The organism is Nisaea sp., assembly GCF_965216895.1.
GTDB lineage: Bacteria > Pseudomonadota > Alphaproteobacteria > Thalassobaculales > Thalassobaculaceae > Nisaea.
The window spans coordinates 235,262-249,683 of the sequence record NZ_OZ244205.1 but is presented as its reverse complement, the minus strand read 5'-3'; the positions used below and the strand labels follow the sequence as shown (position 1 = coordinate 249,683).

Below are 14,422 nucleotides of genomic sequence, written 5' to 3'. Positions count from 1 at the left end.
TCTTCCCTACGGCTCTCCCGAGCCGATCTCCTCTCGTCGCCGGACGACATAGTCCTCCAGCGCCTCGCGCCGTCCCGGATCGAGCGGCGGCGGCTCGTAGCGTTCCAGCACCTGTTTCCATATCGCCGTCGCACGTGTGCTGGCGTCCTGCGCGCCCGCGAGCTCCCAGTTCTCGTGGTTCTGCCAGTCGCTCACCATGGGCTCGTAGAACGCTGTCTTGAAGCGGTCCATGGTGTGCGCGGCGCCGAAGAAATGCCCGCCCGGCGCGGTGTCGCGGATCGCCTCGAAGGCGAATTCGGCGTCAGAGAAATCGACCGGCTCGAGGAAGGCCGCCATGTTCTGCAGGATCTCGACATCGATCACCAGCTTCTCGAAGGAGGCGACGAGCCCGCCCTCGAGCCAGCCGGCAGCGTGGTAGATCATGTTGCCGTGCCCCATTACCGCGCCCCAGAGCGCCATCTCCGTCTCGTAGACCGCCTGCGCATCGGTCACGTTGGAGGCATTGCAGGAACTGGTGCGGTAGGGCAGCCGGTAATGCCGCGCGAGCTGGCCGCCGGCGAGATTTGCCCAGGCGTTCTCCGGCGTGCCGAAGGCGGGGGCGCCGGTGCGCATGTCCACATTCGAGGTGAAGCAGCCATAGACGACCGGCGCCCCCGGCCGGACCGCCTGGAGCAGCGCGATGGTCAGCAACGCCTCGGCATTTTGCTGCGCCAGAGCCGCCGGGAGCGTCACCGGCGTCATCGCGCCCATCAGGGTGAAAGGCGTCACCACCACCGCCTGCCCCATCGCGGCCAGTGTCGTGGCCGCGTCCCACATCTCCTTGTCGAGCTTGCGCGGCGAATTGACATTGATGTTTGTGATCGCCGACGGGCTCGACGCCAGATCCTCCACCGTCAGCCCGCGCGCGATGGCCTGCATCTCCATCAGGTCGCGCACCCGCCCGCTGCCGATGGACATGCCGCAGAACACCTTGTCGGTCAGCGTCAGGTTGGCGAGATAGGTGTCGAGATGGCGGGTATTGGCCGGCAGGTCGGTCGGCGCCAGGGTCTGGTTGCCGAACATGCTGATGATGTTGAAACTCTGCGCCAGCTTCATCAGTTCCCGGTAATCGGAGAAGTTCCCCGGCCGGCGCCCGCGCACCGCGTCATGCACGTTCGGCGGGCCGGAGACCATGCCGAAATTGAGCACGTTGCCGCCGATGGTCACCGCCCGCTCCGGGTTCCACGGTGTCAGCGTGAAGTGGTCCGGCGCCTTCGCGAGCAGTTCCGTCACCAGCGCCCGGTCCATGCGCACAATGCCGCTCGCCTCGTCCGTCTCGGCGCCGGCCGCCTTCAGCCGGCGGCGCGCATCGGCGCTCATCACCTCGATGCCGATCTCCTCGAGGATCCGCATCGAGACGTCGTGCACCTTGGCCAACTGCTCCGGGGACATCGGGTCTACCGGCGGGAACGGATTGACGATGCGGCCGAACGGCCTCTGGCGATCGAGGATCGAAGGGTCGCCCTCGCGTCTGCGACCGCCGCCGGATCGTCGTCCGGACCGGCGCTCCATGCCGGGCATGGTTGCCTCCTCCCTTGCGGCGGGCGGACCGCCGCTGGTTTCCGGGACGGTCATTGCCGCGCCGCCCCTCCCGAGCGAACCCGGAACGCCTTCAGTATCGCGCCTGAAACCCGGACAGGTATCGTCTCTATCGGACCAATCCGGCCGGAAAGGTGACGCCGGGAAGGCATTCCCGGTCCGCGGTTCTGGAAAATGCCGCGCGCCGCTGTATCATCGGCCCCCCATCCTCCGGCGCGCCCGCGCCCCGCATTCGATCTGGATCAGCCATGCCCCGCCTTCCCAAGATGACCCCCGACAACCTCGCGCCCGCCCAGGCGAAGCTCTACGAGACGATCACACGAGGGGTGCGCTTCAAGTCGACGCCCGGGCTCGACATGATGGAACCGGACGGAACCCTGCGGGGCCCGTTCAACGCCTGGCTGCAGATTCCCGAGACCGGCGAGGCCGCTCAGGCGCTCGGCGTGAAGCTGCGTTTCGAGAGCTCTCTCTCGGGTCCGCAGCGCGAGACCGCGATCCTGACCGTCGCCCGGCACTGGCGCTCGCAATACGAATGGTGGGCGCACGAGCAGATCGCCCTGAAGGAAGGCATGACGCCGGAGGAAATCGCCGAAGTGAAGACCGGTACCGGTCCGGCCGGACGTCCCGATCTCGCAGCAATCCGGCGCTTTGTCGCGGAGCTGATGGAAACTCGCGACGTTTCCGACGCGACCTACGACGCGACGCATCGGTTTATCGGCGACCGGGGCATGGCCGACCTCGTCACGCTGGCCGGCTATTACGCAATGATCTCGGCCAATCTCAACATCTTTCGCATCAGCGTGCCGGAGGGCGAGACCCCGCCATTCGAGGACTGACCCTTTCCCTCCGCCCGCCGGATCATTAAATAGGCCCGGCAGGAAAATCCCAGGACCGGGCAAGGAGCACTCAGAGCATGGGGAATGGACAGGGGTATCGCACGCGTTTGCGGCATCTGGTCGACAGCAACGGCTTCTCCAACCTCGTCACGGTGCTGATCGTCACGAACGCGGTCATCCTGGGGCTCGAGACCTGGCCCGCCGCGATGGATGCCGCGGGCCCGCTGCTGCGGGCCATCGATCGCATTCTCCTGATCTGTTTTTGCGCCGAGCTGTTGTTGAAGATGGTGGGACAGGGGCGGGATTTCGTACGCCAGCCCTGGAACTGGTTCGACACCATCGTCGTTGGCATCGCCCTCGTCCCAAGCACAGGTGCCCTGTCGGTCCTGCGCGCGCTGCGCGTGCTGCGGGCGCTGCGCCTGCTCTCGATGGTGCCGCGCATGCGTATGGTGGTCGAAGCCCTGCTCCGCTCCCTGCCCGGCCTCGGCTCGATCGCGGGACTTCTGCTGCTGGTCTATTACGTCTTCGCGGTGATGGCGACGAAGCTCTATGGCGCGGCGTTCCCCGACTGGTTCGGCAATATCGGCGCCAGCATGTACAGCCTGTTTCAGATCATGACCCTGGAAAGCTGGTCGATGGGGATCGTCCGGCCCGTCATGGAACAGCACCCCTATGCCTGGGCGTTCTTCGTGCCCTTCATCCTGGTCGCGACCTTCACGATGCTGAACCTCTTCATCGCCATCATCGTGAACTCGATGCAGTCGATTGCGGAAGATGTGGCCCGGGAACGATCGGAGACCGCAACGGAAGCGATGAAGACCTTCACCCATGCCGACCATATGGAGCTCCTGACCGAGCTGCGGGCGCTCCGCGCCGAGGTCCGGGATCTGAAGGAAGGTTGAGTCGCGCCGCCACAGCAGGCGGCAAGCGGGCAGAAAAAAACCGCCTCGCGGGCGGTCTCGAACGAACGGGCAAAACGAACCGGGCGCGACACGCGCGCCCGGTTCGAAAGAGAATCAGCCGTTGACGGCCGACTTCAGGGCCTGACCAGCCTTGAACTTCGCCTGCTTCGACGCGGCGATGTTGATGGTCTCGCCCGTGCGCGGGTTGCGGCCGGTGGTGGCGGCCCGCTCGGAGACAGAGAAGGTGCCGAAGCCGACGAGGCGGACATCGCCACCCTTTTTCAGCGTGTCGGTGACCGCATCGATCACACCATTAACCGCCGCCTCGGCCTGAGCCTGGGTAAGGCCGGTCTTGGAGGCAACTGCCGCGCTGAGTTCGGATTTATTCATGGAACTGATCTCCCGTTATTGGATGGGCCGCAGTCTCTGGGATTCTCATTCCCGCTGCAAGCCCCGGAATTGCTCGGAAATACGAGATTTCGCGCGAGTTTCTCCGCTGTTTTTAGTCAAGCCCACCGGATATTTTAATAACCTCGTAAAATCAAAGCGTTACGAGGATACAGGTTAAATTCGGCCCGACCGTCACACCTATTCGCTGTACCTCCCTGCGGTCAAAAAAACCGCATGATCACTGCGCCTAAGCGCGTCTTGAGCGACTTCCAGCCGCCGATTCCGACAGAATCAACATCGAAGGCCGATCACGCCTCCCTCCATCAGATCGGAAAGTCATAGAGGGCGGCCGGGTTCTCCCAGAGAAACCGCCGGCGCGCCGATGCGTCCTCGAACCATGATTCCGCGCTCCGGAACAGCTGGGCGGTGCCGGGAGAGCGCGGCGGAGATGGCACTCCGGCATCCATCGTCGCATCCGTGTGCAACGGAGTGTGGGGCCAGTCACTGCCCCAGACGATCCGACGCGGGGCGGTGTCCGCAATCTCGCTCGCAAGATCGCGGAACCAGCCCGCATCTGCCCCCCGCGTCAACCGGTCGACGCCCGACAGCTTGATCCAGGCGCCGTCCCCGATCAGGCGCAGAAGTCCCGCCCGCTCATCCGCCGCCGCACCGGGAGCGAGAAAGCCGAAGTGATCGAGCACGAGTGCGCAGGAGAGCTTCCGTTGTTGCTCCGCCAGGAACGCGTAGCTGCCCGGATCGCAGAAGACCTGGATATGCCAGCCGCTGCCCGCGAGAGCCGCATCGACCTCCCCGAGCGACTCTTCGAGCGGGCGCTCCCCGCTGCGGACCGATAGCATATTGAGGCGTAGCCCCCGGATCCCGGCCGAATGCAGGTCCTCCAGCATCCGGTCGTCGATCTGCCCCGGATCGAGCACCGCCACCCCCCGTGCGCGGTCGCCCATGGCCCGCAGCGCGTCGATCAGACAGGAATTGTCCGTGCCGTAGAAACTCGGCTGCACGATGACGGCGCGGGAAACCGGCGTATCCGCCAGCGCGGCCCAGTAATCCTCCACGGACGCCGGCGCCGGCGTGTAACGCCGCTTCGGGTCGAGCGGATAGGTCTGCCCGTCACCAATAATATGGATGTGGCAATCGATCGCCGTTTCGCCTGTCATCGCTCCCCGCTTTCCCGTTTCTTGTCCGATGCTTTCCCCCGGCCGAACACCGCAGCGTGAAATTGACGATTATCGCCCTCGCCTTTGCGCAATATTGTCTGCCGAAATCAGATTTGGAAACGCTCCGGAGCCCGCCCCGATGACCGACAAGATCCTGACGCGCCAGGATGGAAACATTGCCCGCATCGTGTTCAACCAGCCGGAAAAGCGCAATGCCGTCTCGCTGGAAATGTGGGAGGCGGTGGAAAGGGCGCTTGATTCCTATAGGGACGACGATGGCGTCCGGGTGCTGATTCTTTCCGGCGCCGGCGGCAAGGCCTTTGTCTCGGGTGCCGACATTTCCAAGTTCGAGTCCGAACGTGCCAGCGCGGAGGCCGTGGCCCACTATAACGCGACGACGAAGCGGGTCTACGACAAGGTCGCCGCCTTCCCGAAACCGGTGATCGCGCAGATCGACGGCTTCTGCGTCGGCGGCGGCGTCGCGCTCGCAGTATGCTGCGACATGCGGATCTGCGGCGAAGGCTCGCAGTTCGCCGTCCCCGCCGCCAAGCTCGGTCTCGGCTATCCTTACGAAGGCCTGCGGCGTCTGACCGGCGTGGTCGGACCGAGTTTCGCCAAGGAGATCTTCTATACGGCGCGCCGATTCAGCGCTGCGGAAGCCTACGACATGGGGCTCGCGAACCGGGTCGTGCCCGATGCCGACGTTGCGGCCTACTGCACCGAATATGCGGAAACGATTGCCGGCAACGCACCGCTCACGGTCAATGCGGTCAAGGCCATCGTCAATGAGGTGATGAAGGACGAGAGCGAACGGGACCTCGACATGTGCGCTCGCCTGGTCGCGGAATGCTTCGCCAGCCAGGATTATGTCGAAGGCCGCCGGGCCTTCATGGAAAAGCGCAAGCCAAACTTCTCCGGTTCGTAACCACCATCCAGACCAGGACAGGCAACTCCATGAACGAAGACCGCGCACGGGCCCGCTTCGAGAGCGCGCTCGCAACCTACCGTCAGGAATTCGAGACTTTCTTCCTCGCCCGCCTGCTCGACCTCGGCTTCGAGTACGAAGAAGAACTCTGCCGGATCCGGTTTCCGGTTGAGGAGTTTCTCTTCAACCCTCAGGGAAGCCTGCATGGCGGGGCCATCGCCACGGTGATGGACATCTCGATGGGTCATCTGCTGAAACACGTCACCGGGATGGCGGGCGCGACGCTGGAGATGAAAGTGCAGTATCTGCGCCCCCTCACCTCGGGCACGGCCTGCTGCGAGGGACGGATCCTCCGGCGCGGGCGCTCGCTCTGCTTTCTGGAGTCCCGGATGTTCAACGAGGCCGGCGACCTTGCGGCGATGGCAACCTCGACCTGGAAACTGCCGGCGGGGAAATAGCCGGCCCGTCAGGGAATATCTGCCGCCCGAAACGTCATCATATCCGAGTCCCGCCGTTCCGCCGGGCCGATGCGATCGACCCACTTGCAGAAGGTCATGCCGAGCAGGCCGGTCATCGGGCCATTCGGGGTTTCGGCCAGGGGCAGGAGAATGCGCTCGCCGAACGCAAACCGGTTCACCGAGTTATAGATCTGCCCCTTCATGCAGACGACGAGGCCCTCGGTCACGACCGGTAACCACCGCGCGGTGACGAACTCGCGCCCCTGGTCCGCCAGGATGTCACCCAGCGTCTGTCCCTTGAGATTGCCATGACCGAAGGTCTCGGCAATATCCGTCCCCGCAAGCCGGTAACGGAAGATGTCGGGTGCTTCGAAATCGACCAGGTAGATCACGGACAATAGCGAGACGATCTCGCTCGGGTCGATGTCCTGCCGGCTCGGCGCGATGCGTCCGGCCCGCTTGCTGCACCAATAATCGAACAACTGCAGGCTTTGCGGTTCTTCGAGAAAGTCCGAGACGTTTCCCGGAAGTCTTCCCGCCGTCACCGTCATACCGTTATCCGCAGTTCGATGTCTTGATCGGCGCCATATTTGCCCGCGAAATTCAAAATCATCACCTCTGAAATACCATGTTACGACTTATACGGCATCGTCAGTTGCCATCCAACAGGAATGGCAGAAGCTGCTCCAGAACGGTGCCGGGCGCTTCTTCGGGGAGAAAATGACCGCATGGCGCCGGCCCGCCGGTGACCTCGGCGTCGCTCCAGTTCCGCCAGGTATCGAGGGGATCCCTCGGCCCACCCGGACCGCCGAAACCGCGAATCCCTCCATAGAGAAACAACAGAGGGCAGGCGAGCCTGCGGCCCGCCTCCCGGTCGTCCCTGTCATGAACGACATCGATCGAGGCACCGGCGCGGTAGTCCTCGCAGGTCGCCTCGATGACGGCCGGATCGCGCATTGCCTCGAGATAGAGCTGCATCGCATGCGAGTCGAACAGGAACTCCGGCGCCGCCCATTTCCGCATCAGGTAGCCGTAGAAGAAATCGGGATCCTCTCCGATCATGGTCTCCGGGACGGGTGCCGGCTGCGCCAGGAAGGACCAGTGAAACCCGCCGACAGCGCCCGCCAGGTCCATCTTCTCCCACATATCCAGTGTCGGAATGACGTCCAGCGAACAGAACCGGCTGACCTTGTCCGGATAATCCATGCTGAGACGAAAACCGACACGCGCGCCGCGATCGTGCCCGACAACGGCGAACCTCTCATGGCCAAGGGCGGCCATCAGTTCCGAGAGATCCGTCGCCATTGCCCGTTTGCTGTGAGCGGCATGATCGTGCGTCGGCGCCGGTTTGCCGCTCGCCCCGTAGCCGCGCAGGTCCGGCACGACCACCCGGAAGCGTTCGGCGAGTGTCGGCGCGATCCGATGCCAGCATGCCCCCGTCTGCGGGAATCCGTGGATCAGGAGAACCGGATCTCCAATGCCCGCCGTCCGGACAAAAATCTCGGTATCGGCAACTGTAATCGTCTCAGTCCGGAATCCGTCGAACATCCATCGCTCCGATCGTCAGCGCGCCGCCGGCCCGCAGGCCAGCGACAAATTCTGTGATTTCTCTCAGTGTGGTGTCAGATGCCTCCAGATGCGGGGCATGACGGCAATCGGCGATCATCCGGATCTCCACCTGCTCCGGCACCCGCTCGGCAACCACCCGAACCTGTTCCACCGTGCCATACTGGTCCCCCTCACCCTGCAGGCAAAGGACCGGCACCTGGATCCGGTCGAGACAGGTCCGAATATCCCAGGCCTTGAACGCGGGGTCGAGCCAGGCATCGTTCCAGCCCCGAAAGGCCACGTCGACATCGCTGTGATACTTGGCCAGCCGGTTGCGCAGATCGCCCTCGACATAGGCTGTTCGCGCCTCCCCGATCGCCGCGAGCCCCATCTCCTCGGTAAAGAAATGAGGCGCCATGAGAACCAATCCACGCACCCGCGGATCACGGATCTCACCGCAATGGATCGCGGCAATGGACGCACCGTCGCTGTGGCCGATCAGGATTCCTTCGCGGATACCCGCTGCGTCCAGCACTTCGGGCAGAACCGAGACCGCCTCGCGCGTCATGTAATCAAGCGGGCGCGGCAACATGCAGGGATCGGAGGTGCCGTACCCGGTGCGCGAAAAGACAAGCACGCCGCACTCCGTGGCATCGGAGAGCAGCCTCGGGAAATCCCGCCAGAGCGCGACGCAGCCGAGCCCTTCATGGAGCAGGACGAGCGTCGGGGCCCGGTCCGGTGCGGGCCCGACGGTGAAGGCCTCCAGTTCAGCCCCACCGGCGTCGAGTCGAGCAGGCCCGCCGGGTTCGCACCAACGCTCCCCTAGCATCTCACCCATTGCCGAAAAGCGCCTTCACGGCCACACCTCCCTTGAATGACCATATGGGCAAAAGGGGAACATGCCCCCGCAACGGATGCAACCGCCCGCCCGGAACGGGTGATTGATGCCGAAAGCACGAACGCTGTGCTGCACTATCCGACGCTGTCCAGACTCGACTATTCTGCCGGATTTAATGTACACATTAATGCATACATTATTTTCAATGATGAGAACGAGGTTTTGATGACGAGTAACCGCGTCTACCGTATCGCCCTTTTTGACGGGGACGGGATCGGCCCGGAGATCATGGCGCCGACGCGCGTGCTCCTCGAAGAGATATCGAAACGGATCGGGCGCAAGTTCGAGTTCGACTCCGTCCCTGCCGGCGCACAGCATTTCGCCCAGACGGGAGAGTCGCTGCCCGCCGATTCGATGGAAACGGCGCGCGAAGCGGATGCGATCCTGCTCTCGGCGATGGGACTGCCCGACATCCGCAAGGATGACGGCACGGAGATCTCCCCGCAGCTTGATCTGCGCTTCGCGCTCGGCCTCTATGCCGGTGTGCGGCCGGTCAAACTCTATCCCGGCCAGAACACCCCGCTTGCCGACCCGCGCGTCTTCGAAACCGATTTCGTACTGATCCGCGAGTCCACGGAAGGCCTCTTCGCCCACAAGGACGAAGGCCTGGTCGTCGACGACCAGTACGCGACCGAGACGCTCCGCATCACCCGGAAGACCAGCGAGAAGCTGTTCGATTTCGCCTTTCGCCTCGCCCGACGCCGGTCCGACAAGCGCGGCAAACCCGGCCGCGTGACCTGTATCGACAAGGCCAACGTGTTCCGCGCCTTCTGGTTCTTCCGGTCGATCTTCGAGGAGCGGGCGAAGGCGTTCCCCGAGATCGACGCCGACAGTGCCTATGTGGACGCCTTCGCCATGTGGATGGTGCAGAGACCGTGGGAGTTCGACGTCGTCGTCACGGAGAACATGTTCGGCGACATTCTTTCCGATCTCGGCGCCGGAATCATGGGCACGCTCGGGCTCGCGCCGTCGGCCGATATCGGCGATAGCAACGCAGTCTTCCAGCCCTGTCACGGAAGCGCTCCCGACATCGCGGGCAAAGGGCTTGCGAACCCGCTCGCCATGTTCCTCTCCGCCGCGATGATGCTGGACTGGCTTTCCGACGAACACGAGGATGGCGCACTCACCGAGGGCGCCCACATGATCGAAGCGGCGGTGGCCGCGGCGCTTGCGGATGGGAAAGTCCTCACCCGGGATCTCGGCGGCGATGCCGGCACCTCGGACATGTCGGATGCCGTTCTGGGCGGGATCGCCGCATGACCCTGAAGATCGGAATGGTTGGCGGAGGCTATTTCGGCCGCTTTCACATCAACGCCTGGCGGCGGATGAAGCACGCGACGCTGACCGGCCTCGCCGACCTGTCCGACACATGCCGCGCAGACCTCGCGGCGCTCTATCCGGATCTTGCCCTGCATCGCGACGTCGACTCTCTCCTCGCGGGCGGATATCCGGATGTCCTCGATGTCGCGATTGCGCCGGCGCACCAGGCGGCTCTCATTCGCCCACTGCTCGGCCGGATTCCGACCATCATCTGCCAAAAACCGTTCTGCCGCTCCCTGGAAGAGGCCGAAGACCTTGCCAGAGAGGCCGAAGACGCCGGCACATTGCTGATCGTGCACGAGAATTTCCGCTTCATGCCCTGGTACCGCGCGATTGTCGAGGCGATCCGAGAGGGCAAGATCGGAACCGTCAGACAGGCCTGCTTCAGACTGAGGCCCGGCGACGGCGCGGGCGCGGATGCCTACCTGTCGCGCCAACCCTATTTTCGCGACATGGAGCGGTTTCTCGTCCATGAGACCGGTATCCACTGGATCGATGTTTTCCGCTATCTGTTCGGTGAGCCGGACGCGGTCTATGCCGATCTTTGGCGGGCAAACCCGGTCATTCGGGGAGAGGATGCCGGTCTACTGACCCTGACATGGGAAAACGGCCTGCGGGCAACGCTCGATGCGAACAGGACCCTCGATCATGTCGCGAAGAACCCGCGCCTGACGATGGGCGAGTTCATTGTCGAAGGTGACGAGGGCGCACTCATGCTCGACGGTGACGGACACTTGTTGCATAGAATGCGCGGCGCGGCAGAGGCACGGGAAATCCTCTATCCTTTCGAAGACAGGGATTTCGGCGGCGATTGCGTGTTTCATTTTCAGAATCATGTCATTGCTCACTTGAGGCATGGCACCCCGCTTGAGACGCAGGCATCGGACTACCTGCACAACATTCGCATCGAGGCGGCCGCATATCGTTCTGCCGCAGAATCCCGGAAAATCAACTTGCGGCAGCCGCATCCCGAATGACCGATGACAAACATGTGAGCGCCGGCGCGAAAGCCTACCACGCCATCAAGGCCATGATTCTCGATGGGCGCCTCAAGCCTTCGGCATCATATCTCGAGACCGAGCTTGCGGAACGGATCGGGGTCAGCCGCACGCCGGCGCGCGAGGCGGCGCTTCGTCTGGAGCGCGAAGGCCTCGTCACAGTGCGGCCACGTCGAGGCATCCAGGTGCTCCCGGTCTCCGCAGAGGATATGGAAGAGATTTACCAGTTGCTGAGCGCCTTGGAACCGCTCGCCGCGCAGCTCGCCGCCGAGCGCGGCCTTTCCGCAGATGAGGCCAATGCGCTGGAGCAGGCGACGGACCGAATGGAAGAGGCTCTTGCCGAGAACGATCTCGTCGCCTGGGCGGAAGCGGATGATACTTTCCACGTCCGGCTCGTCGAGGCCTCCGGAAACCGGCGCCTGATCGAAGCCGTCGCGCGCTACCGGACACAGGTCCATCGGGCCCGCATGGCGACGCTGTCGCTCCGCCCGCGTCCGCTACAATCGACCAGGGATCACCGCGCTCTCGTCGACAGGCTTCTTGCGAGAGACCCCGAGGGTGCGCGGGATGTCCATTTCGCGCACCGCCAGGCTGCCGGCCAGATGCTGACAGACCTGCTCTCGCGGCATCAGCTGGACAATCTCTAGGTCCAAGCGGGTTCCCCCGTCAGGCCGAGACCCTTGGAAACCTGATTTCGACCGTGGTCCCCTTGCCGGGTTCGGACCGGCATTCGACACGCCCGCCCAGTCTTTGTGTCACCAGGTTGTAGAGGACGTGCATTCCCAATCCGGTTCCTCCTTTGCCGCGCTTGGTTGTGAAGAAAGGCTCGAAAACCCTGCGAACCTCCTCTTCGCCCATCCCTTTTCCGAAGTCCCTGAACGTCATGGCGATCTCGCCGGAATTTCCATGCTCTACGGTGATCTCTATTTCACCTCCGCCGGTCTCGCTGTAGGCGTGCAGTGCAACGTTCATTGCAAGGTTGGTCACAATCTGGCCGATCGCGCCCGGATAGCCGCTCAGTTCGAGTTCCCGGTCTCCCTTGAGCACGAACGCGATCTTTCTGCGGGTCAGTTCGGGACCAAGACTGACGAGCACGTCCTCAATGTAGTCAAGAAGAGCGAAGACCCGGCGCTCGTCGCTGGTCTGGTCGACGGCGACTTTCTTGAAGCTCGAAATGAGGTCCCCGGCGCGTTTGGCATTCCGCGCCACCAGATCGGCTGCACTTTCGATCCGATCAAGCCGTGAGGCGAAGTGACCGCGTGTCAGCTGACCCGTATTGTAAGCTGTCTTGAGTTCATCAATTTGTTGAGTCATTGCCGACGCCGAAGTCAGACAAATCCCGATCGGCGTGTTGATCTCGTGCGCGACCCCGGCGACAAGGCTGCCGAGCGAAGCCATTTTCTCCGCCTGGACGAGTTCATTCTGGGTTTGCCGCAGGACGTCGACCGTCTCTCGCAACTCGTTCTCGACCTGCTTCTGTTCACTGATGTCGTAATGCCACGTAATGACGGCGGGTTCTCCATCAAACTCGATCCGTTTGGCATCGATAACCGCCCACCAGGTCGAGCCGTCAATCCTGCGACGCATTTCCGACCGGCGCCCCATGAGGTGGCCATTCCGGAGCTGTGCCGTTACGCGTTCCGCAACAGCATGACTCTCGAAGGTGTCCCTGAAGTCGACTGCGTTGATTTCTTCGATGGTCTCGGCACCGAACATCCTGAGAAAGACGCTGTTCACGTATCGGCGCTCAAAGGTCTCAACATCGAAGATCGAGATTCCGGCCTCGCTGCTGTCAAGGATCTCCCGAATGCGCCGTGCCCCGACCTCGAGCTCCTGTTGACTCCGCATTTGCTCGGTAATGTCGTAGTGCCAGACGATCGTTGCCGTCTCACCGTCAAACACGATCGGCTTGGTCTCTATCTGGGCCCACCATTTCGAACCGTCGGTCCGCAGCCGCTCCATTGCGAAGCGTTGCGGCCCCGTTCCCGACCGGAGATGCTCGACGGCGAAATCGGCATCCTCGGGATTCACATAGGTTTTCCGCAGATCCATTCCGTTGAGGTCTTCATAAGAGGCTAGTCCGAAGAGGCGCAAGAACCCCTGGTTAGCGTAGACCCGTTGCAAGGTTCCGCGTCGGAAGACGGAGACCCCGGCCTCGCTGCTCTCAAGTATGGCACGGAGTTGGAGCGCACTCTGGGCAAGTTGCTCTTCCCGCTCTTTGGGATCTGAAATATCCAGTACCCATACGAGCGCCGCCTCGCGCCCGGCAAACTGGATCTTCCGGGTGCTGACAGCACTCCACCAGAGTTCGCCGGTATTCGGGCGCACACGCTGCGCGACAATGTTGTCCCGCTCCTTGCCCCTTGCGAGGTCATCCGTCATTTCCTGGTAGTCTTCCGGGTTGACGAAGGTCTCTCGTCCAACCGCGTCCGGCTCGGCATCCCGCTCATAGCCGACCTGTTCCCTGAATCTCCGGTTCACGTAGTGACGTTCGAACGGTTCGGAGCTGAAGATACTGACCCCCATCGGAGACTTGTCCAGTATCGCCAGCAAACGGTGCTCGCGCTGTTTCAGGCTGTCGATGCGCTCCATCGATATCAGGCGCAGAACGTAAAGCAGTGCAATCGATATGGCTCCAGCCGCCAAGGCGCGGAACCAGGCGACTTCGATCCCTGTCAGTTCGACGAACCAGGCTGTATTGACGTGCGAAGCCGGAAAGAAGTCCGAGGGCTGCGCTATGAGCGCAAACAGTCCGTAGAACCCGAAAGCTGCGGCGACCACCCGGAACGCCAGTCTGCGCCCAGCCCGAGAAGACTCAAGACCCAATGGGCCAAGCCGGGGACGGAGGAACGCGACGGCTGTCAAGAAGGACGCGGGGCTCCCCAGCAGCAGCCTTGTCACGGCATCAAACTCGACAATTGGCGCCCCAAGGGACCGGAGGACAGCCAACGACACTCCCCAGAGCAGGATGAGCCCCAGTCCGGCGAGCCGCCACCCCCGGCTGCCAAGGAGCCGCATGGCGCCGGTCATGAGGGCGATGTAGGAGGCCGCATTGACGAACTCTTTCAGCACGCCCCCGTACCGCAGGATCTCCGACCCGGTCTCCAGGAACGTGAACATCACGAGCCATTCGCTTGCGCCGTGCAGCAGACCGAAGATGCCGACCCATCTCAGTTCGCGAATACCCAGTGAAGAATGGGTCCCGTGAACAAAAGTCAGTACCGCGACCCCCATCGCAAAGAACGCGAGCCCGTAACAGAAATAGAGATAGACATGACTCAAGCGTTCTGTCCCCCCGGTTCGGGAGAACGCTATTGAGCGAACTTTAAGATTGAATGAACAGGACGGCTCCGGTGCACAATCCGGCGACATGCAAGCGGGGAAGGAAACAGAC

At 63.0% G+C, this 14,422-nt stretch carries 14 protein-coding genes; 7 read left to right on the top strand and 7 right to left on the bottom strand.

What is annotated here, in order from left to right:
* Positions 1 to 6 precede the first annotated feature (6 nt).
* The gene (locus tag ACOOE1_RS01125; protein ID WP_420404503.1) at positions 7 to 1,614 is read right to left on the bottom strand and encodes a trimethylamine methyltransferase family protein; all 1,608 of its coding nucleotides are present in this window, start codon (positions 1,612 to 1,614) and stop codon (positions 7 to 9) included.
* Positions 1,615 to 1,826: 212 nt separating this feature from the next.
* Between ACOOE1_RS01125 and ACOOE1_RS01120 the strand changes: the two genes are divergently transcribed.
* The gene (locus ACOOE1_RS01120) at positions 1,827 to 2,414 is read left to right on the top strand and encodes a carboxymuconolactone decarboxylase family protein (protein ID WP_420404502.1); all 588 of its coding nucleotides are present in this window, start codon (positions 1,827 to 1,829) and stop codon (positions 2,412 to 2,414) included.
* Positions 2,415 to 2,491: 77 nt separating this feature from the next.
* On the top strand, positions 2,492 to 3,316 hold the full coding sequence (locus ACOOE1_RS01115) for an ion transporter (RefSeq protein ID WP_420404501.1): 825 nt from the start codon (positions 2,492 to 2,494) through the stop codon (positions 3,314 to 3,316).
* Between the two features lie 114 nt (positions 3,317 to 3,430).
* On the opposite strand, the gene ACOOE1_RS01110 is transcribed toward ACOOE1_RS01115, so the two are convergent.
* Positions 3,431 to 3,706: an HU family DNA-binding protein gene (locus ACOOE1_RS01110; protein ID WP_193179659.1), complete on the bottom strand. Its 276-nt coding sequence runs from the start codon at positions 3,704 to 3,706 to the stop codon at positions 3,431 to 3,433.
* 323 nt (positions 3,707 to 4,029) lie between these two features.
* Positions 4,030 to 4,881 (bottom strand): amidohydrolase family protein, encoded by an 852-nt coding sequence (locus tag ACOOE1_RS01105; protein WP_420404500.1) that lies wholly within the window; start codon positions 4,879 to 4,881, stop codon positions 4,030 to 4,032.
* Positions 4,882 to 5,020: 139 nt separating this feature from the next.
* On the opposite strand from ACOOE1_RS01105, the gene ACOOE1_RS01100 reads away from it, so the two are divergent.
* Positions 5,021 to 5,806 (top strand): enoyl-CoA hydratase, encoded by a 786-nt coding sequence (locus tag ACOOE1_RS01100; protein ID WP_420404499.1) that lies wholly within the window; start codon positions 5,021 to 5,023, stop codon positions 5,804 to 5,806.
* A 29-nt stretch (positions 5,807 to 5,835) separates the two neighbouring features.
* Positions 5,836 to 6,264, top strand: a complete 429-nt coding sequence (locus ACOOE1_RS01095) for a PaaI family thioesterase (protein ID WP_420404498.1) — start codon at positions 5,836 to 5,838, stop codon at positions 6,262 to 6,264.
* 8 nt (positions 6,265 to 6,272) lie between these two features.
* Here ACOOE1_RS01095 and ACOOE1_RS01090 read toward each other — a convergent pair whose 3' ends face one another.
* From ACOOE1_RS01090 to ACOOE1_RS01080, 3 genes are all read right to left on the bottom strand, one after another.
* Positions 6,273 to 6,815 (bottom strand): PAS domain-containing protein, encoded by a 543-nt coding sequence (locus tag ACOOE1_RS01090; protein ID WP_420404497.1) that lies wholly within the window; start codon positions 6,813 to 6,815, stop codon positions 6,273 to 6,275.
* A gap of 100 nt (positions 6,816 to 6,915) precedes the next feature.
* Positions 6,916 to 7,812 (bottom strand): alpha/beta fold hydrolase, encoded by an 897-nt coding sequence (locus ACOOE1_RS01085; RefSeq protein ID WP_420404496.1) that lies wholly within the window; start codon positions 7,810 to 7,812, stop codon positions 6,916 to 6,918.
* Complete coding sequence (locus tag ACOOE1_RS01080; RefSeq protein ID WP_420404495.1) at positions 7,790 to 8,650, bottom strand: alpha/beta fold hydrolase; 861 nt, start codon at positions 8,648 to 8,650, stop codon at positions 7,790 to 7,792. The genes ACOOE1_RS01085 and ACOOE1_RS01080 overlap by 23 nt, the downstream gene beginning before the upstream one ends.
* A 225-nt stretch (positions 8,651 to 8,875) precedes the next feature.
* Between ACOOE1_RS01080 and ACOOE1_RS01075 the strand changes: the two genes are divergently transcribed.
* From ACOOE1_RS01075 to ACOOE1_RS01065, 3 genes are read left to right on the top strand one after another with little or no spacing between them, the layout of a single operon-like run.
* Positions 8,876 to 9,970, top strand: coding sequence for an isocitrate/isopropylmalate dehydrogenase family protein (locus ACOOE1_RS01075; protein WP_420404494.1), 1,095 nt, complete (start codon positions 8,876 to 8,878; stop codon positions 9,968 to 9,970).
* Complete coding sequence (locus ACOOE1_RS01070; protein ID WP_420404493.1) at positions 9,967 to 11,007, top strand: Gfo/Idh/MocA family protein; 1,041 nt, start codon at positions 9,967 to 9,969, stop codon at positions 11,005 to 11,007. Before ACOOE1_RS01075 ends, ACOOE1_RS01070 begins: the two co-directional genes overlap by 4 nt.
* The gene (locus tag ACOOE1_RS01065) at positions 11,004 to 11,675 is read left to right on the top strand and encodes a GntR family transcriptional regulator (RefSeq protein WP_420404492.1); all 672 of its coding nucleotides are present in this window, start codon (positions 11,004 to 11,006) and stop codon (positions 11,673 to 11,675) included. The genes ACOOE1_RS01070 and ACOOE1_RS01065 overlap by 4 nt, the downstream gene beginning before the upstream one ends.
* Before the next feature lie 19 nt (positions 11,676 to 11,694).
* Here ACOOE1_RS01065 and ACOOE1_RS01060 read toward each other — a convergent pair whose 3' ends face one another.
* On the bottom strand, positions 11,695 to 14,400 hold the full coding sequence (locus ACOOE1_RS01060; RefSeq protein ID WP_420404491.1) for a PAS domain S-box protein: 2,706 nt from the start codon (positions 14,398 to 14,400) through the stop codon (positions 11,695 to 11,697).
* Positions 14,401 to 14,422 lie beyond the last annotated feature (22 nt).